14 protein-coding genes and 2 pseudogenes are annotated in these 18,816 nt (G+C 59.7%); 6 read left to right on the top strand and 10 right to left on the bottom strand.

The annotated features are described in order from the left end of the window. Nucleotides 1-413 precede the first annotated feature (413 nt). The 9 genes and pseudogenes from ACNJX8_RS10035 to ACNJX8_RS09995 all read right to left on the bottom strand — a co-directional run bounded on the left by ACNJX8_RS10035 (nucleotide 414) and on the right by ACNJX8_RS09995 (nucleotide 10,370). Nucleotides 414-656, bottom strand: a complete 243-nt coding sequence (locus tag ACNJX8_RS10035; RefSeq protein ID WP_439360471.1) for a hypothetical protein — start codon at nucleotides 654-656, stop codon at nucleotides 414-416. Between the two features lie 458 nt (nucleotides 657-1,114). Beyond that, nucleotides 1,115-1,903, bottom strand: coding sequence for an SDR family oxidoreductase (locus tag ACNJX8_RS10030; protein ID WP_439360470.1), 789 nt, complete (start codon nucleotides 1,901-1,903; stop codon nucleotides 1,115-1,117). Nucleotides 1,904-2,094: 191 nt separating this feature from the next. Next, complete coding sequence (locus ACNJX8_RS10025; protein WP_439360469.1) at nucleotides 2,095-3,348, bottom strand: aminotransferase class I/II-fold pyridoxal phosphate-dependent enzyme; 1,254 nt, start codon at nucleotides 3,346-3,348, stop codon at nucleotides 2,095-2,097. A gap of 585 nt (nucleotides 3,349-3,933) precedes the next feature. Further along, a pseudogene (locus ACNJX8_RS10020) lies at nucleotides 3,934-4,362 on the bottom strand (IS66 family transposase); the annotation flags it as partial. Between the two features lie 109 nt (nucleotides 4,363-4,471). Beyond that, a pseudogene (locus ACNJX8_RS10015) lies at nucleotides 4,472-4,591 on the bottom strand (transposase); the annotation flags it as partial. A gap of 893 nt (nucleotides 4,592-5,484) precedes the next feature. Beyond that, nucleotides 5,485-6,477 (bottom strand): phosphotriesterase family protein, encoded by a 993-nt coding sequence (locus tag ACNJX8_RS10010; RefSeq protein ID WP_439361866.1) that lies wholly within the window; start codon nucleotides 6,475-6,477, stop codon nucleotides 5,485-5,487. Nucleotides 6,478-6,630: 153 nt separating this feature from the next. Continuing rightward, entirely contained in the window at nucleotides 6,631-7,287 is a 657-nt protein-coding gene (locus tag ACNJX8_RS10005) for a hypothetical protein (RefSeq protein ID WP_439410323.1), read from the bottom strand. Next, a complete protein-coding gene (locus ACNJX8_RS10000; protein ID WP_439360467.1) occupies nucleotides 7,287-8,048 on the bottom strand; it encodes a class I SAM-dependent methyltransferase in 762 nt (253 codons plus the stop codon). Before ACNJX8_RS10000 ends, ACNJX8_RS10005 begins: the two co-directional genes overlap by 1 nt. Nucleotides 8,049-9,371: 1,323 nt before the next feature. After that, nucleotides 9,372-10,370, bottom strand: coding sequence for a GlxA family transcriptional regulator (locus ACNJX8_RS09995; RefSeq protein ID WP_439360466.1), 999 nt, complete (start codon nucleotides 10,368-10,370; stop codon nucleotides 9,372-9,374). A 65-nt stretch (nucleotides 10,371-10,435) separates the two neighbouring features. Between ACNJX8_RS09995 and ACNJX8_RS09990 the strand changes: the two genes are divergently transcribed. Genes ACNJX8_RS09990 through folD form a run of 6 tightly spaced genes read left to right on the top strand, consistent with a single transcriptional unit; the run spans nucleotide 10,436 to nucleotide 17,322 of the window. Next, nucleotides 10,436-11,686, top strand: a complete 1,251-nt coding sequence (locus ACNJX8_RS09990; RefSeq protein ID WP_439361865.1) for a sarcosine oxidase subunit beta family protein — start codon at nucleotides 10,436-10,438, stop codon at nucleotides 11,684-11,686. 8 nt (nucleotides 11,687-11,694) lie between these two features. Then, nucleotides 11,695-11,958, top strand: coding sequence for a sarcosine oxidase subunit delta (locus ACNJX8_RS09985; protein ID WP_439360465.1), 264 nt, complete (start codon nucleotides 11,695-11,697; stop codon nucleotides 11,956-11,958). Nucleotides 11,959-11,975: 17 nt separating this feature from the next. After that, nucleotides 11,976-14,948: a sarcosine oxidase subunit alpha family protein gene (locus tag ACNJX8_RS09980; RefSeq protein ID WP_439360464.1), complete on the top strand. Its 2,973-nt coding sequence runs from the start codon at nucleotides 11,976-11,978 to the stop codon at nucleotides 14,946-14,948. Then, nucleotides 14,941-15,552, top strand: coding sequence for a sarcosine oxidase subunit gamma (locus tag ACNJX8_RS09975; protein WP_439360463.1), 612 nt, complete (start codon nucleotides 14,941-14,943; stop codon nucleotides 15,550-15,552). The genes ACNJX8_RS09980 and ACNJX8_RS09975 overlap by 8 nt, the downstream gene beginning before the upstream one ends. Before the next feature lie 30 nt (nucleotides 15,553-15,582). Then, nucleotides 15,583-16,443, top strand: a complete 861-nt coding sequence (gene purU, locus ACNJX8_RS09970; protein WP_439360462.1) for a formyltetrahydrofolate deformylase — start codon at nucleotides 15,583-15,585, stop codon at nucleotides 16,441-16,443. 3 nt (nucleotides 16,444-16,446) lie between these two features. After that, nucleotides 16,447-17,322: a bifunctional methylenetetrahydrofolate dehydrogenase/methenyltetrahydrofolate cyclohydrolase FolD gene (gene folD / locus ACNJX8_RS09965; protein WP_439360461.1), complete on the top strand. Its 876-nt coding sequence runs from the start codon at nucleotides 16,447-16,449 to the stop codon at nucleotides 17,320-17,322. 124 nt (nucleotides 17,323-17,446) lie between these two features. Here folD and glnT read toward each other — a convergent pair whose 3' ends face one another. Then, nucleotides 17,447-18,745 (bottom strand): type III glutamate--ammonia ligase, encoded by a 1,299-nt coding sequence (gene glnT, locus ACNJX8_RS09960; RefSeq protein ID WP_439360460.1) that lies wholly within the window; start codon nucleotides 18,743-18,745, stop codon nucleotides 17,447-17,449. Nucleotides 18,746-18,816: the final 71 nt, after the last annotated feature.

Raw genomic sequence — 18,816 nt, 5'->3', positions numbered from 1 at the left:
GGCTGCGCTGGCTAATCAAAACGACATTTCGGGCCTGTTGTTTCCTCCTCATCACGAGGGAATTCGCTCGTAAGCATCGGGCGTGGGCCACACGCGGGTTAGTGCCACCGAATTTGCAGATCACGCCGCTTGCGCAGCAGTCGCTGCTGGGCCAGATGCGCTTGACGAGGCTCGCCGTGGCGATCGGGGAGTGGTAGGAACATCGCTGTTGGCGGGCGGCGCCACCAAACGGCCGATCGTCTTGGACGTAGACCCAGGCCCCGTATCGGTCTTGCCCTTGGCCAGCACCGGCACTTGGGCAGGCCATTTCACCTCCAGCCTCTCGCGGAATTGGGCGTGATACTCTCGTCCCACCCGCTTCCATCAGGCAAGCTTACCCCATCACGCGTTGCCATTGACGGCGTCCACCCAGCTCATCGACTGGACGAAAGCGCCACGGTCACGGCGCCTCGCTCTTCGCGGCACTCGACATTCCGGCGGGCAAGGTCATCGACAAATGCTATTCTCGCCACGGTGCCACAGAGTTCCGCAAGTTCCTCGAAGAAATCGAGGCCGCCGTCCCGCGCGCTCTCGATCTTCATCTCGTCATGCACAACTACGCCACGCACAAGGTCCCACTGATCCGCAACAGGCTCGCCGAACTGCCGCGCTGGCACCCGAGGCCTCGGTTGAATATTTCGAGACGCTTGGCTCTGCAGTGCAGCGGATCAGGCTGGAGGCTGGCCCGCTGTCGCAATCGCTCTATGCGGGGCTGAAAAGAGCAGGACTCGAGACTGTTCTGCTGGTCGCTGAACTGAGAGGTCCCGAGCCCCCCTCGCACAAGCAGTGTAGTGTAGGCCCACCTACCCGGCTGAGGCAGGCAAACAGTCTCACTTGAGGACGGCATCAGATGCACGATTGTAGAGTCCCAGCGCTGCCTCTCTCTAAGACTGCACGTCTGCAGCACCGACGACTATTACCGGACTCTTGGTGTACGATGAAGAAGGTCATCTCCATCATCACGCAAGGGAGAGCACGACCTAAGACATGACACTTAGGAGTCGCTTCTGCCGTAATTTAACGTGGTGCTGATCCAAATCAAATTGCCGCGCGAGGCAGGCTTTTGGCGATCGGCTTAGGCAGCGAACTCACCCCCGGTGATATCAATGGTCGCACCGGTGATGAAGCTGGCAACCGGCGAAGCGAGAAAGGCTGCGAGGTGGGCCACCTCTTCAGCCGTCCCGAATCGGCCGACCGGGATTCGGCTAAGAGCAGACCGGTTTATCGGGGCCTCGGGTGGCCCAGTGAGATCACTAAGAATTCGCCCAGGAGCGATACAATTGACCGTAATGCCGTATGAAGCGAGATCCCGCGAAGCAGCGCGAGTTAATCCAATGAGACCAGCTTTCGATGCGGCATAGTGCGGCCCCGCGATCAACGGCATGGTGCGGCCCGCAAGCGACCCGACATTGATGATGCGTCCATAGCCCTTTCTAATCATTGCTGGGGCCAAAAGTCGTATAAGGCTGAACGGTCCATTAAGATTGACATCGATCACCCGTGCCCACTCCTCGATCGACGTTTGCAAGAGCCAAGGTGCATCCTGCTTGGCACGCTTCGGCGAAATACCTGCATTGTTTACCAAAATCGCAATCTCCCCCCAACGGGCGCGTACGCGATCAATAAATCCCATCAATTCGCTTTGTTGCGTTATGTCGATGCTTTCTGCACAAATCTGGTCTTCCGAACTGTCAAGAATGTGAAGCGCTCGCTCAACGTGCTCTGATCTTGTTGCCACGAAAGCAACTTTATAGCCGTCAGCCAAGAAGCGTCGTACAATCTCGAGTCCAATTCCGCGCGCTCCTCCCGTCACGAAAGCAATGCCACTATGGCTTTGACATTTGGGCCGTCCCGGTTTCGACATGATCATCAAACGCGACGGGCGCGCCCACAGAATCGAAGAGGCACAGGAGCGCAAGGCTTAGAAGGACATATCATCGTAACCGTAGCCGATCAACCTGGTACCGAGCCACACGTGGAGTCACATCATGATGGCTGCCCCGAAGGAAGCGGGCGCTGCCCTTTAAAGGAGAGCCGGTGCCACGCGGGATTTGCTCATGTGTGGCCTAATTTTTGCCGGATGCAGTCACACAGCCGTTCGATGTCACGGACCTCGTGGTCGGCGGTAATGCAGACTCGAATCCCCGCCTTTCCTCGTGCAACGGTCGGGAAGAAGGTTACTGACGTATAGAAGCCCGCATTGAGAAGCTCCCTTGCGATTGTAATGGCGTTAGTTTCCGATCCAATCGCTATCATTCGGATCGGAAGTGAATTGCCTTGCTCCGCGGTCGTGACACGACGATCGAAGAGGTCGACGCGTTGTGCCAGCGTATTCTGCCGCTCACCGAGTTCTGGGGAGAGGTGAATCTTACACGAGCCAAGCGCCGCCCCCACCGAAGCCAGATTTGGGGCGACCGAAAACGCGTAGGGAATGGAGTAGCGACGAAACAAAGCCTCGTGAGTCGCCGTTCCGAACATCAACATGCCGCCCGATGCCCCGAATCCCTTCGCGAGCGAGGCTGCTATTATCGTGCGGTCGCCCAGCTCCTTCCGAAATTGAGAGCGCGCAAATCCTTCTCCTTGCCGTCCGAACACCGATATGCCGTGAGCATCGTCGATATATAGAAATAGACCATAACGTTCCTGGAGCTGGCACAATTCCTTAACTGGCGCATGCCCTCCCATCGAATATACACCATCGCATACATAGGCGACCACGGGCTCTTGGCGGCACAGGCGTTCGAGTGCATCTAAGTCGTTGTGTTCAATCGTCTCCACTCGCGTCTCGTCGGCAACCACTGGCTTGTGATAAGCGAGCGATATGTGTGCTATTCGGTCGAACACAACTACCGGCTTCTTTCCACCCGTCAATTGACCCGAGGCTAGGATGGGCATTGCACCCATATTGGCGAGCATGACAGTGGAAAAGGCGACCACGTGCGCGCAGAACATCTCGGAGAGGGTTGCTTCAAGGTCTGCCAAAAGATCGAAATTGAGCCGCGTTCGCGCACAGGACCAATGCAAAGACCGGTGCGCCTCAATCGCCTCGATCGCTCCAGCCACGACGATCGGATGATTGTCGAGCCCCAGATAGGAGCATCGAACAAAATCAACTATCTGCGGTCGACCGTCGGGCGGGCCTGCGCCCAGAGCGATGCCGCGTCCAGTTGTGGAGCGCCCCTGAACGCCCATCAGACCAGCCACGTGGGCAGCATCAAAATATGCCCTGCTCTCGTTGATCATATAGCCGGTGTTCCGAAAGTGCCCGGCCGGATGACAGCTGTGAGAGAGGGCCATCTCTTCTTGCATTTCACTTCTCCATTCTGTCCGAAGAATGCACGGGACTCGTCAGATGACTTAGCGCGAGAGCGAGGCTTGATTGGGATTGGGCCGCCTGAATATGTATACGGAAAGCTTGAGCTGCCCCCTGCTTGTTTAAACCACCGGCAACATGCCTTTGACAGCTACCAGATCGTATGGGACTAGCGCGTCGGGCCCCGGCCTCGCATCAGCGCCCCCTAGTCGGCAGTGCTACAGCTACATGGAGTGACCACCGACGGAGTTCTAGGTGGCCAGCGGTTAGGCCGGCTTTGGCTCAGACTAGCTACACGGGGCCCGGCCGTGCAAGGTGATCCGGCTTAATCGAGCTGTTTGCCAACGAGCGGGACGAGGACGCCCACATCCTTAGCAGCCGCGGGCATGTAAAGGATGTCTGCAGTCTCACTTGGCATGTGCTCTGGCACTCCATGACTCAACCGCATTACCCGTGACGAGTCACGAAAGCTCGCATTGACAAACGCCAACATCCCATTGCTCTACAGACTCATGCGCGGCGCCAGCCATCGACAAGATCGGCCAGGACCATCTTGCTTTGCCTCAGCAAACTTGCCCGACTGCTGTCTGAAGCAGTGTTGCGACGGTCGCCCAGGTTCGTCCGCCGCCATTGCTGCCCGCAAAAAGACCATTCTTTCTGGTGACTGTTTGTGTGCTGATGGCGCGTTAGACCACGTTGAACTCGAGCTCGACGCGGCCATGGGTCAGGAAGCGTTCGAAGATCGGCGCGAGACGGATCGATTCAGCCAGTTTTGATTTGCTGAAAATCTGCGGAAGATCTGCCGCCTGCGACGACAGCCGTGGAGCCTTGCTGGTGCGCGGCAACGCCTGCGCCGGTTCTTTAACCGCGCACGTTTTCTCGTCCTGCCAGAGCTTTGCCATCCGCCCGAGCGTCGTCGCTGCCACTTTGGAGCTCCCTGCAACATGCAGCTCGTAGAACTTGCGCCTGCTGTGTGACCAGCAGCCAGCCGATGTGACGCCATCATTCCCCGGCAAAGACCGTTCGGCCTTGTTGACCTCGCTGAAGATGCAGTGAATGGCGCTTCGACCACCTCCCGCGGCGGCATAGACGGCCCAATCTCGACCGGCACGAACGGCGCTATACTCGCTTCACGTGCTTGCAAAGCTCTTTGCGCCACCGGAACAGCTGGCTCACATGAAGGCCGGCCATGCGAGCCACCTCGGAAACATTGGCTCCGGGCTCAAGCGATGCTGCAACTAGCCCTTCCTTCTCATCCTACGACCACCGGCGCCGCCGCTCGACCGATGTGATCACCTCCGCCTCGAAACCGTCATAGCGCTTCTCCTAGGATTACCCCTAGGACCTGCAGCGATCGCGTTCGTCAAACAAGGCGGCCCTCAATGGAGGGATACGATGGATAAGTTCGAGCGCGAGCTGCTCATCGGGGCGATTGGCGCGCCGCGCCCCTTAATCACTAGCGGCCTCTCGTTCTAACCGAACGACAAGTTGGCGTTCACCCCTATGTCGGGAATTCAACAGGGCCGCCAATGGAAATAGCGGCTTCTTGCTGGGGAATGATTCTCCGACCGCAAGTGCCGGGGCAGCCATGTCCAATTAAAGCGCTGCCCTGTCGCGGGAGCTCGAAATCTGCCACTCCCGCTGACCAGTCGACTAGCTAGTGCTTCCGATGAGGTTTAGCGTCCAGAGTCTGCAATGTCTCCTCGCCGAGCAACAGACCCGCCCAAGCTTCTTCAGCTTACTATTCCCCTCCTCGAATTCTCTCAATCGGAACACCTGTGCCGCCCGTAGTCCATCATACTTCTTCCTTTGAAGTGACCGCTTGGCTGATCCGCACCTTGCGGCAGATCTCTGCGACAGGAACGTCATCACTCCCTTGCTTCAAGGTATATCGCATCAGGCATTAGCACGGTTTCAGGCCCTCATCGGTCTTGGCTTCTCCCGAAGGGATTAACTCTGGTCAAAAAATGGTCAAGTTGGCCGACTCCGGATTACGGGACCAAGGTTTGGCCGTAGATAGAACGATTTGATCGAGTGCACTTTGCGCCGCTACGACGGCAATCGTGCAGCCCAATACCTATGATCGAGTGTCAGTCTCTCAATTGACACTTAGTCTGGCGCACATACTAATCCTATGCGTTTTCTGGCAAGGCCTCACCGGTAAAGAACCGTCGGGGATTTTCCTCCAAGATTGAAACGATTTCCGTTTGGCGGACGCCGCGCGCGTGCAGCATTGGGATAAAGTCGGTGAACATGTAGCTGTACTCTTGCCAACGTCTCCGTGACTTCATGTCTTCGATTTTGGCGATCTCGTGGGAGGTTAGCGGACGCGACGGCTTGCCGAGGTAGCCGCAGAGGCGATCCATGCTCATCATGATCTGCGCACGAAACCCATCGCGTACGAGCTTAGCCACGTTGTCCGCACGAACGTCGTCACGCTGGGCGTGGTCCATCCCGATTTGATCAAACCCGATGTAAGAGCCACCGTCCACGACACGACGATGATAATCGTGATCAGGGTTGGTGCAGCAATGACCGATTAGACAGCGATGGGCTGCAACACCCCCGACCGAGAACAGCTGCTGCTGTTCCGGCGCAGCGCTACCACCTGTAGTGTGAGTGATGATCGAAACCCCCGTTGTTTTCTGCGCAATGCAGGCAGCGGCGAGGAACTTCTTCTCCTGATCGGTGATAATCGGCCCGTTGGTCGAGACCTTAAGGGCGCCGGCCTTCACACCAGTGTCGCCAATGCCGTGAGTGATCTCGCGGATGTAAAGTTCCGCGATTTCATCAATGGTGCGGGCGCGCCAATAGAACGGCAGTCCTCTTTCTTCGTAGTAAAATCCAGTGGTGCAAATGATCTGCATACCAGATCTATCAGAAACCTCCTTCATTAGGTTGACGTCGCGGCCAAGCTCGATTGGACAAGGATCGACAAAGGTGCGGACGTTATGCTCAGTACGCAGTTGCACTAACTTTCGGACGGCCTCCGCGATCAATTCTGCGCGATTGAACTTGGCGAGCGGATCGAACCTAGCGCCGGGAAAGGCGATGAACAGATGCTCATGCATCAGAGTGCGTCCGAGGCTCTCGACTGGGATTGAACCTGTTACAGTCTCAACCATCATGGGCGGGCGTCTCCGTAGGTCTGGCCATTGTCTGCAGTGTGGCTGTAAGCGTACCGAGTGCACCGGAGCGGCGCAGTAAGGATCGGTCTTTCAGACGGTGGGATTCCTGATTTAAAAGGCAACTCCTTGATCCTCCTGTCGTCCTCGTTTTTACTGATCAGGCGCTTGGTATTGTTGATCTCGAGACTGGCTTTGGTTGGTACGCAACTGAATACACTTGTAGGCCTCGAAATCGAGCAAAACACGCAACTCGCCGCGATCGGCATCTACGTGCAAGCCACGCCAACGCAACAGGCCGCCGCACTCGGCAGTCCGACTAACAATGCGTTCATCGACCCTCAAGCTCGCTTCCGGCGCGACGCGGGAACGTGCATTGGTTTCGGTCCCTTGCCAGCTGTAACCGGCTAAGGCGATGTCCGTGGTCAGGGTTTCGTTGGATGATCGCCGGTCCAGCGGCCTTGCGCCGTCGCCCACCGGCGCTTCGCGCAAGAGCATTCTGATCGCTGGCGAAGTCTCGGTCGGCAAGATCACAAGTTCAAATGTGCGCTTCTGATCGAAATCGGCGGAACCGCCGTTCGCATGGTCCATCGAGGGCGCGCTGGAGCTGAAGAGCGCGACGCTGTTCTTGGCTTGGCTCTCCGGCCAGATAAACACGGGCAACGTTGATAAGTTGAAAATCGATACGCCGCGGAGCTGATCGACCAACCGATCTCGACAAAGGTGCGCTATGCCCGAGACGTCCCGACTGGCGGGCCGCTTCAGAGCAGCAAAGCGGCGGTTGCCGGATTTCTGATAGGGTTTCGGCATCATTTGCGCGCGAGGACCAAGAGGCGCTGACCATCGGGTGTAAACGCGCCGCCTTCCTCCCCAAATGCTTCAACAGCATGGAATCCTAAGTTTCGCAGCATGCGAACATACTCAAAAAATCCATACTGCCTGTAAGAAAAACGCGTTCGTGTAACGGATCCATTGCGAACGAGTATCTTTTCGCAGTGCCGCCGGCCGGTTAGCGCATCGTTCTTCCATATATCGACTCTCAGATCATCGTTGCGCTGCACAAGTCGATAGATGGGCCACTCCTGGCGTAGCGAAGCAAAAGGATTGGTGCTATCGATTAAGAGACGCCCGCCGCGTCGAAGTGAAGAGGCGACTTCACAAAGAACTCTCTCGTTATCCGCGTCATCAAAAAATCCAAACGTCGTGTACCACAGGAAAGCCGCGTCAAATTGGTCTCGCCAAGGAAGAGAGCGCATGTCGCCAAGAACATACTCAACATCTACCCCGCTTTGAGCGGCACCCAATTCGGCTTTCTTTAGCAGAACCGGCGAAATATCGAAGCCAGCTACCCGCGCTCCTTTTTTTGCCAACCGGTTGGCAATCCGCCCATACCCGCATCCTAGATCAAGAACTGAGCTGCCCGGTGTAAGAGAAAGAAGGTCCCAAATCGCCCGTACTTGTCGATCGCTTGTCTCCGGTGGATGGAGGACTTCGTCAAAATGGGAGTAGTCATCGCTGAAGTATGACTCAAGCTCGGATAAGGAAAGAGGATTACTCATCTCGTCGGTCATGCTCTTGCCCCTCTCTTATTCGCGCGCGAGTGTCGGAAAGGATCTGCGTTTCGCGCGATGTATGTTTCGCCACGTCTCAACCTGCGGTCATGGTTTTGTTACCAGAGAGCACCAACCGGCGAACCTACTAGCCCTAGTAGCGACGGACTAAGCGGCCGGACCTGATGGCAGACTTAATCCAAACGAGTTTGGCGTATTGCGCCCACCGCTCGCGTTCGGCTCGCTCTGCGGGGACCGTCAGGCGCACTTGGTATGGGCACTCGTCGGCTTCGTGAGGCCGCTGGCGATCGAGAACGCGATGCGATCGGCCAGCCGGCGGTGCTTCAAGCATTTTGGGCTAAGACCTACTTTCAAGGGCTCTGGGAGACGAACTCGGCTTTCCAAGACAGCAAAAGGCGATAGGTCGAAGCCATGTTCCGGGAGAGAGAAGCCGGACTCATGGCTCCTTCAGTCCGCTTTGCCGGGGCGCAACGGCTGGCTGAGGTCCTGCGCTTGGATTGGCAACTTCTCGTGCAGCAGAAAACGACGGCGTTCTCGGCGAGACATAAAGCCCCAAGCCATCGCGCACCTTGGCCACGAAGTTTGGCTCCCTCAAAAGTTTGAAAGTCTCCCTCCGATGAGGCTGCAGAAGGCCCGCCGACGCGTTGCTTCGATACCGACAATCCGGCCTTATGCCCTGGAACTCCAATGTGTAGCGTCCTCTGGAAAGGCTCTCAAGCGTCTTCACGGCGTCGACGGGCGGCGTCAATCGTGCGTGGCGCCCCGGAACGCCGCTCGTCATGCAGCCCATCCATACGCCGCTCCACAACACGCCGACCCGATTTGCGGTCGGCGCCGTCTCAACATAAAGCTCTCGAGGCATTCTGCATGGACTTACCCGGGGCGATGTAGTGCTATGCGACACGGCCCTGATCCGCCCATATCGGGATAGCGAGAGCTCAACTACCAGCCCGAGTCACTCGCGGGTCATCGTCGACTACGATGGCGGTCACAGCCAGCTGATCCGAGACGAACTCGCGCGACCAGCGTTCGTTCGGCACCCAAGCCCCGATGGCGCGCTTGCAACCACCCGCGGCGAGGCAATGCATGCCTCTCTTCCAGGTAAAGCCGGATAATTCTCGCCCTGTACCCTCCCGCTTAGCGGGACATGAACCCTCGCGTGGCGCGGATCGCCCGCGCAGCAAAGTAGGGCCGGCCGTCGCTCTGCTCAACAACTTCGGAGCTTTTTGGGTCTCCGGCCGAGGCGGGCCTAGACAACAGAATAGCAGTGAGGGCCTGTGTATCGTGCCCGCCCTACTCACTTAAATGTTAATGGATTTCATCCTAAAGTAGCGAGCGTGAGCCACCTTTCCGCTCATGGGCAGGCGCAACTCCAAAGTGGCTCCTGTAGCTTCTTGAGAACTGCGTCGGTAAGGCGAAGCCGGTTGCAAGCGCAATTTCTCCGATCGATTTCGTTGTCTGGCGCAGCAGAACCCTGGCGCGTTCAAGGCGAGTCCGCCGGTAGTGCCGATGGATCGTCGTACCGAGATGGCGCGCAAACAGGCGCTCGAGCTGCCGCAGCGAAACGCCCGCGAGCTCGGAGAGTTCGCGCGGCGACAACGGCGTTTCGATCTCCTTTTCCATCCGCAGCAACGTCTGAACCAGTCTCGGATGATGTACGCCGAAGCGCTCCGTGGGCGACAGCCGCTGGGCAACTTCACCGCGTCGCACTTCTGTCTGAAGAAACCAATCGCTAACGGCCGATGCCAACGCCGCGCCGTGATCGATCCGGATCATGGCATGCATCATGTCGAGCGCTGCAATCCCACCGGCGCAAGTAAATCGATCGCGATCGATCTCGTACAGTGAGCGACTGAGATGCAGGAATGGAAACGTCTCGGTGAAGGCCGGGATGTGCTCCCAATGCACGGTGCATCGATAGCCCTCGAGCAGTCCGGCCCTCGCGAGAAGATAGGGTCCCGCCGAGACCCCGCCCAGTTGTACCCCGTGACGGGCCGCCTTTCGCAGGAATGCAAACGTCGGCGGGTGATCAAAAGTTTGGGGATTGCCGCCCGCACAAACCACGATCGCATCGAGCTGGCCAGCATTGCTGATGCTGGCGTCGGCCTGAATGCGAACGCCGTTCGAGGCGGCAATATCACTGCCGCGGATCGAGATGTGCCGCCAACGGTAGAGGTCCTTTCCGATCAGGACATTGGCGGCGCGCAACGGCTCGACTGCCGATGCATAGGACATCAGTGCAAAGCCTGGAATCAGCAAAAAACCGATCCGGCGCGCTCGCGGGATGTCGTTTATCGCAATCTTTTGGTCGTATTCTGTCATGTCGCACGATCAATAGCAGCGCATGCTTTCTTTCACAAGATTGGCTCGAAATGGCTCAGTTTCCCATGCGCTACTCGCTTTTCAATCTCGTCTGGCAGGCGCTCCACGGACATCGCGATTGGCAGCCAGTGTGGCGTGATGCGGCTCCCCGCACGCACTATGACATCGTCATCGTCGGTGGCGGCGGACATGGCCTCGCCACCGCCTATTATCTCGCCAAAGAGCACGGCATCAGAAATGTTGCGGTGCTCGAGAAGGCTTACATCGGCTCCGGCAATGCCGGGCGGAACACCACGATCATCCGTTCAAATTATCTCCTGCCCGGCAATGAGCCCTTCTACGAATGGTCACTGAAGCTGTGGGAAAGTCTTGAGCAGGACCTCAACTACAACGCGATGGTCAGCCAGCGGGGCGTGCTCAACCTCTATCACTCTGATGCCCAGCGCGATGCTTTCGCCCGGCGCGGCAATGCGATGATCCTCGCCGGCGCCGACGCGGAACTTCTCGATGCGGCCGCCGTGCAGCGGATGATTCCGATGCTCGATTTCGACAATGCGCGCTTTCCGATCAAGGGCGGCCTGTTGCAGCGACGAGGCGGAACTGCACGGCATGATGCGGTGGTTTGGGGCTACGCTCGCGGAGCCAGTGATCGCGGGGTCGATATCATCCAGAACTGCGAAGTCATTGGCTTCCTGCGAGAGGGCGGCCGAATCGTCGGGGTCGAGACGACCAGAGGCAGGATCGGCGCCACGAAGGTCGGGCTGGCCGTCGCTGGCAGTAGCTCGCGCGTCGCCGCCCTGGCGGATTTGCGACTGCCGATCGAGAGCCATGTGCTACAGGCCTTCGTCTCGGAGGCGATCAAGCCGTTCATTCCAGGCGTCGTCACCTTCGGTGCAGGTCATTTCTATATCAGTCAGTCCGACAAGGGCGGGCTGGTATTCGGCGGCGACATCGATGGCTACAACTCCTACGCCCAGCGCGGCAACCTGCCAACAGTCGAGGATGTCTGCGAGGGTGGCATGGCGTTGATGCCTGCAATCGGGCGGGTGCGCATGCTGCGCTCGTGGGGCGGGCTGGTCGACATGTCGATGGACGGCTCGCCGATCATGGACAAGACACCGGTCGACGGCCTCTATCTCAACGCTGGCTGGTGCTACGGCGGTTTCAAGGCGACGCCGGCTTCAGGTTGGTGCTTCGCGCATCTGCTCGCGCGCGACGAGCCGCACCCAGTCACGGCCGCTTACCGTCTCGATCGCTTCGAGACCGGCCATCTCATCGACGAAAAGGGCCATGGCGCCCAACCGAACCTGCATTGAGAACCGGCATGCGCATCGAATGTCCCTTCTGCGGCCCGCGCGACGTCAGCGAGTTCGGCTATTACGGCGATGCCAAGCGCCGCCCCGCGGCGTCCATGTCGGATGCATCGCGGCAAGTCTATGAAGCAGTCTATCTGCGCGACAATCCGGCCGGCCGCCATGAAGACCTTTGGTATCACTCCGGCGGATGCCGAAGCTGGCTGAAAGTGACCCGTGACACCCGCACGCATGAGGTTTTCGACGCGACGCTTGCCGCTGGAGAGACCTCATGAGTAGAGGAACTCCGCACATGAAACCTAATCGGCTTGCGAAAGGCGGCCTGATCGATCGCAGCAAGCCGTTGAGCTTCACCTTCGACGGCCAGCGCTATTATGGCTATTCGGGAGATACGCTCGCCTCCGCGTTGCTCGGCAACGGCGTCAAGCTCGTCGGCCGCTCGTTCAAGTATCATCGGCCGCGCGGCATCTTGACTGCGGGCAGCGAGGAACCGAACGCGCTCGTCGAGCTACGGAGCGGCGCGCGGCGCGAGCCGAACACGCGCGCGACGGTCGTCGAGCTGTTCGACGGTCTTGAAGCACAAAGCCAGAACCGTTGGCCTTCGCTGAAATTCGATGTCGGCGCGGTCAACTCTTTGCTCTCCCCGTTTTTCGCTGCCGGCTTCTACTACAAGACCTTCATGTGGCCCGCCGCTTTCTGGGAGAAGGTCTACGAGCCGGCGATCCGGCGCGCCGCCGGTCTCGGGCGCGCCAGCCAGGATGCCGATCCGGACACTTACGAAAAGCTGTATGCCTTCTGTGACGTTCTCGTCATCGGCGGCGGCGCGGCAGGGCTTGCCGCGGCATTGAGCGCGGGCCGATCGGGCGCGCGGGTCATCCTGTGCGACGAGGATTACGTCCTGGGCGGCCGGCTCAATGGAGATAACAGGGAAATCGGAGGTGAGAGTGGCGCCGCGTGGGCGCACCATGCGAGCCTATCCCTCGAGGCCATGTCGAACGTTCGCGTGCTGCGCCGGACGACCGTGTTTGGTGTTTACGACGGCGGAACCTACGGCGCGGTCGAGCGCGTCTGCGACCATCTTCCGGTCCCAGCGCCGCATCAACCCCGGCAGCGGCTTTGGAAGATCGTCGCCAAACGCGCAATTCTTGCCACTGGCGCAATCGAGCGGACCATCGTGTTCGGCGGCAACGACCGGCCCGGCGTGATGATGGCTTCGGCGATTCGTACCTATCTGAACCGGTTTGCCACTCCGGCTGGCCGCCGCGCCGCGATCTTCACAGGCTGCGATGACGCATGGACGACCGCTTTCGATCTGCTCGGCAGTGGAATTCCGGTGGAAGCCATTATCGACATGCGGACCGAGATCGACTCGCGCCTTACCGAGAAGGCGAACCGGTTAGGCGTCCGAACCTTGGCGGGCGCACAAGTTGTGAAGACGCGCGGAAGCCAGGATCTCAGGACCATCTCCGTTCGCACGGCGAATGGACAGACGAGTGATCTTGCCGTCGACTTGCTGGCGATGTCCGGCGGTTGGACTCCAAATCTCGCCCTGACCACACATCTCGGCGGCCGGCCGAGCTGGTCGGATACACTGGCGGGATTCGTCCCAAACACGCCTCCTCCCGGTATGGCCGTCGCCGGTGCTGCACAGGGATCCTTTGCGCTTGCGGACGCACTTCGCGAAGGCGATGGGGCTGGCGCCGCAGCAGCCGTCGCGACCGGATTGGCCGTGCAAGATCACCCGTTGCCAAAGACCGATGATGAAGCCATCGCCTCGAAGCCTTTCTGGTACGTCGCCGACAGCCGATCGAAGGCGTTCGTCGACTTCCAGAATGACGTGACGAGCGATGATATCGCGCTCGCCGCCCGCGAAGGCTTTCAGTCGGTGGAACTGCTGAAGCGATATACCACCCTTGGCATGGCCACCGACCAGGGCAAGACCTCGAACGTCAATGGTCATGCCTTGATGGCGCAAATCACCGGACGCCAGATGTCGCAAGTCGGCACAACCGTGTTCCGTCCGCCCTATACCCCAGTTGCGATCGGCGCACTCGCTGGTCATCATCGCGGTTCGGACTTCAAGCCGACCCGCCTCACTGCGGGCCATGGCTGGGCCGAAGAACGTGGCGCTACGTTCGTGGAGGCCGGCATGTGGCTGCGCGCGCAGTGGTTCGCTCAACCCGGCGAGACCCACTGGCTGACGACAGTGTCGCGCGAAGTCAGGGAGGTTCGCAGCAAGGTCGGCGTCTGCGACGTCTCCACTCTCGGCAAGATCGATGTCCAGGGCAATGATGCGGGTACGTTCCTGGATCGGGTCTACATCAATATGTTTTCGATGCTTCCGATCGGCAAGGTTCGCTATGGCCTGATGCTGCGCGAAGACGGCCTCGTTATGGACGACGGCACCGCAGCCCGCTTCGCGGCCGACCACTACGTCGTGTCGACCACGACCGCGAACGCGGCCAAGGTCATGCAACACCTCGAGCATGCACGCCAGGTGCTCTGGCCTGAGCTCGATGTTCAGCTCATGTCCGTCACCGAACAGTGGTCGCAATACTCGATCGCGGGGCCACATTCCCGACTGCTCCTGGCTCGGCTGCTCGGTGACGCCGCCGACGTGTCCGATGCCGCCCTTCCCTATCTCGGCTGTATCGAATTCCGCTGGCGCGAAGTTCCGGCTCGCCTGTTCCGTGTCTCCTTCTCCGGCGAACTTGCCTACGAGCTGGCGGTGCCGGCGCAATTCGGCGATGCCGCCATCCGTGCGATCATGGAGGCTGGCGGCGAGCTCGGCGTCGTACCCTACGGCACCGAAGCCCTGGGCGTGATGCGCATCGAGAAAGGTCACGTCGCGGGCAATGAGCTGAACGGCACAACCACGGCGACCGATCTTGGCCTCGGCCGGATGATGTCGCGCAAGAAAGACTTCATCGGCCGTACGCTCGCGACGCGTCCGGGCCTCGCCGATCCTGAGCGGCCGGCGCTGGTCGGCATCAAGCCGGTTGCCAAGTCCGCGCGATTGCATGCCGGCGCACATTTCCTGGCCGTCGGCGCGCAACCGAGCAGGGAGAACGACCAAGGTTATGTCACGTCCGTCGCCTTCTCGCCGATGCTCGAGCATTGGATCGGTCTCGGCCTGATCAAGAACGGCTCGGCGCGAATCGGCGAGGTCGTGCGCGCCTACGATCCGGTCCGCAACCGCGACACCGAAGTCGAAATCGTTTCTCCCATCTTTTTCGATCCCGAAGGAACACGTCTGCATGGCTGATCCTGCTCTATCTCCACGACCTGCCCTACCGGATATCGGCCGATCGCAACCCGGCGGTGGCGTCACCATTTGCGAATTGCGCGGACTTGGCTTGGCAACGATGCAGACCCGCAAGGGACAGCACGCGCTGCTGAGCGACCGTATCAAGCAGCATTTCCTTCTCGATCTGCCCATGAGCCCTGCGATCGTGCGCGCGGGCGAGATCGCTTTCGCGGGCATAGGCCCGAATTATTGGCTCGCCATGTGCGAAGGCGCAGGCCCGCGGTTTGGCACGTCGCTAAGACGGACCGTCGCGCCGCTCGCCTCCGTGTCGGATCAAAGCGGCGGCTATGCGGTTTTCCGTGTCGGCGGACCTGCGGTCAGGGATACCCTTGCCAAGGGGTTTCAGATCGACCTCCATCCGCGCGCATTCGAAATCGGAGCCGCAGCGATCACGATCGTCGCGCATATCGGCGCAACCGTCTGGCGATGCAAAGACAAAGCCGACGGCAGTGCGTGCTTTGAGATTGCCTTGTTCCGCAGTCTCGCCAAGAGCTTCTCAAGCTGGTTTTTGAGCAGCGCCGCCGAGTTTGGCTGCGAATGGCAGACCCAAGCCGCTCCATAGCCTGCAAATGCCCTATTGCAAGAGACTCCCATGCCTGACGACAGCTACATTCTGACCTTCTCTTGCCCCAACAAGCCCGGCATCGTCGCTACCGTCGCCAAGACGCTGTTCGAGACCGGCGGCAATATCCAGGAAGCGCACCAGCACGACGACATCGAGACCAACTTTTTCTTCGCCCGCATTCGCTTCAATTTCGTCGAAACTGACAACGCTGAAAGCTTCAGCAAGGCGTTCGCGATCCTCGCCGACGACTTGCAAATGAAGTGGACGATCCGTCCGCGCGCCGAGCGTCCACGGCTGCTCATCATGGTGTCGCGGTTCGACCATTGCCTGGCGGACCTGCTTTATAGATGGCGGATCGGCGAGCTCTCCGTCGATATCGCCGGTATCGTCTCCAACCATCCGATCGAGACCTTCGCGCATCACGATCTCAGCACCATTCCGTTCGATTATCTGCCGGTCACATCACAGACCAAATCTCAACAGGAAGCGGCCATCCTGGAGATCGTCAAGGAACGGAAAGTCGATCTCGTCGTCCTCGCCCGGTACATGCAGATCCTGTCCGACGAACTTTCGGCGAAGCTCGCCGGGCGCTGCATCAACATTCACCATTCCTTCCTTCCCGGCTTCAAGGGCGCAAAGCCGTACCACCAGGCGCACGGTCGCGGCGTCAAACTGATTGGCGCCACGGCCCACTATGTGACGCCCGATCTCGATGAAGGCCCGATCATCGAGCAGGATGTCGAGCGCGTGTCGCATCATGACCAGCCCGACGATCTCGTCCGCAAAGGCCGTGATATCGAGCGGCGGGTGCTATCGCGTGCCGTGTTCTGGCATATCGAAGGCCGCATCATCCTGAACGGCTCCAAGACCGTCGTTTTCAAGGACTGAGCCATGGCTGCGATCAATATCGACGGCAAGGCGATCGCCGAGCAGGAACGTCTGCGGACCGCAGCCGGAGTCGCGGAGCTGCAACAGCGCCGCGGCCGCGTGCCGGGACTAGCGGTCGTCCTCGTCGGCAATGATCCCGCGAGCGAGGTCTATGTTGCTTCCAAGGCCCGTCAGACCATCGCCACCGGAATGCGCTCGTTTGAACACCGCCTACCAACCGAAACATCGCAGGAGGCGCTGCTTTCTCTGATCCAGCGGTTGAACACCGACGACGAAGTCGACGGCATCCTGGTTCAGCTTCCGTTGCCGCCGCACATCGACACGGACATCGTCATCCGCTCGGTCGATCCGGCGAAGGATGTCGACGGTTTCCATCCCGAGAACGCCGGACGCTTGATGCGCGGGCTCACAAGTCTCGTCCCCTGCACGCCGCTGGGCTGTATGCTGCTGCTCCGCTCGGTGCAGAGGAAACCGGCCGGCCAGCATGCGGTGGTGGTCGGGCGTTCGAATATCGTCGGAAAGCCAATCGGTCAGCTCCTGCTGCAGGCCGATTGCACCGTGACGATGACGCATTCGCGCAGTCATGACTTGCCAGGCCTTTGCCGTCAGGCCGATATCCTGGTTGCGGCCGTCGGCAGACCGGAGATGGTTCGCGGCAGTTGGATCAAGCCCGGCGCAATCGTCATTGACGTCGGAATCAACCGTTTGCCGGCGGAAGGCGGAGGCAAGGGCCGATTGGTCGGGGACGTTGCCTTCGGAGAGGCGTGGGATGTGGCCCGCGCGATCACTCCGGTTCCCGGCGGAGTTGGTCCGATGACGATTGCCTGCCTGTTGCGAAACACGCTGCAGGCCGCAATGGCGCGGCGGGGCGGGAGCTGAAACGTCGAATGCGACGCAGACCGGTCATTTGCGTCGCGCTCCGAGATCCGAAAGACTATCTGTTGATGCTTGGCCAAGGGGAGGCGCAGTAAGCCTGCGCCTCCTCCGCTTGATGTGATGCCCGTCAGCAATCGAGTGTGGTTTCGCGTTCCCATGCCGTCAGATGACGGGAATACGAATTCCATTCATCGGTCTTGAGCTTGATGTAGCTCGGAACGAACGCGCCCAGCCGTTCCGAGAGCACCGGCGATGATCGCAGCGCTCGGATCGCATCAAGGAGATTCAGCGGCAGCTTCTTGCCGGCCACGACCGTATGACCTTCAGTGTACATGTTGATGTCGAGGCGTTTGCCGGGATCTCGCTCGTTGTCCATGCCGTCGAGTCCGGCGGCAAGCAAACCTGCCTGCAACAGGTAGGGATTCGCCGCCCCATCGGCTAGCCGGACCTCGAAGCGCCCCCCTTCGGGAATACGGATCAGATGGGTGCGGTTGTTTCCCGTATACGTCACCGAATTCGGCGCCCAGGTCGCCCCCGAGGTCGTGCGCGGCGCGTTGATGCGCTTGTAGGAGTTGACCGTCGGATTGAACAGGGCCGCAAGCGCATCGGCCGAGTGCATGATGCCGCCGAGGAACTGATAGCCGAGCTTTGAAACGCCGAGTTCGCCGGTTTCGTCCTCGAACAGATTGCGGCCATCGCGCCACACCGAGACGTGCGCGTGACAACCATTGCCGGTCAGGTCGACGAACGGCTTCGGCATGAAGGTCGCACGCAGCCCGTGCTTCTCCGCGATCGAACGCACCATGTATTTGAAGAACGCGTGGCGGTCCGCCGTCTTCAAGGCCGCATCGAAATCCCAGTTCATCTCAAACTGGCCGTTCGCGTCCTCGTGATCGTTCTGGTAGGGCTTCCAACCGAGCGACAACATGCAGTCGCAGATCTCGGCAATGACGTCGTATCGTCGCATCAGCGCCTGTTGGTCGTAGCAGGGCTTTGGCTGGCGATCGGCTTCATCGGAGATCCCGGTCCCATCGCGCGAGATCAGGAAGAACTCACACTCGACACCGGACTTCAGCTCATAACCCTTGGCGGCGGCATCGGCGATCAGCCGTTTCAGGAGATTGCGCGGCGCCTGCGCAACCGGCTTGCCGTTCATCCAGGGATCGGCGGCAAGCCAGCCGACTTCAGGTTTCCATGGCAACCGGATCAGGCTTGCCGGATCCGGCATCGCGAACATGTCGGGGTCGGCCGGCGTCATGTCGAACCATGTCGCAAAGCCGGCAAAGCCGGCCCCGCTCTTGACCATGCCGTCGATCGCGGCAGCCGGCACGAGCTTGGCGCGCTGCACGCCGAACAGGTCGGTATATGAGATCAGGAAATACTTGATGCCTCTCTCTTGCGCGGCAGCATGCAGACTGTTGGCCATGATTACCCCTTTGATGCTTCAACACCCCGGCATCGAAACTTGCAGTCCTCGGATCTCGCGCGTTGCGAGTC

The sequence above is a fragment of the Bradyrhizobium sp. SPXBL-04 genome (assembly GCF_051853035.1).
GTDB lineage: Bacteria > Pseudomonadota > Alphaproteobacteria > Rhizobiales > Xanthobacteraceae > Bradyrhizobium > Bradyrhizobium zhanjiangense.
The sequence above is the reverse complement of the archived record's forward strand: the minus strand, read 5'-3'. Positions and strand labels throughout refer to the sequence as shown.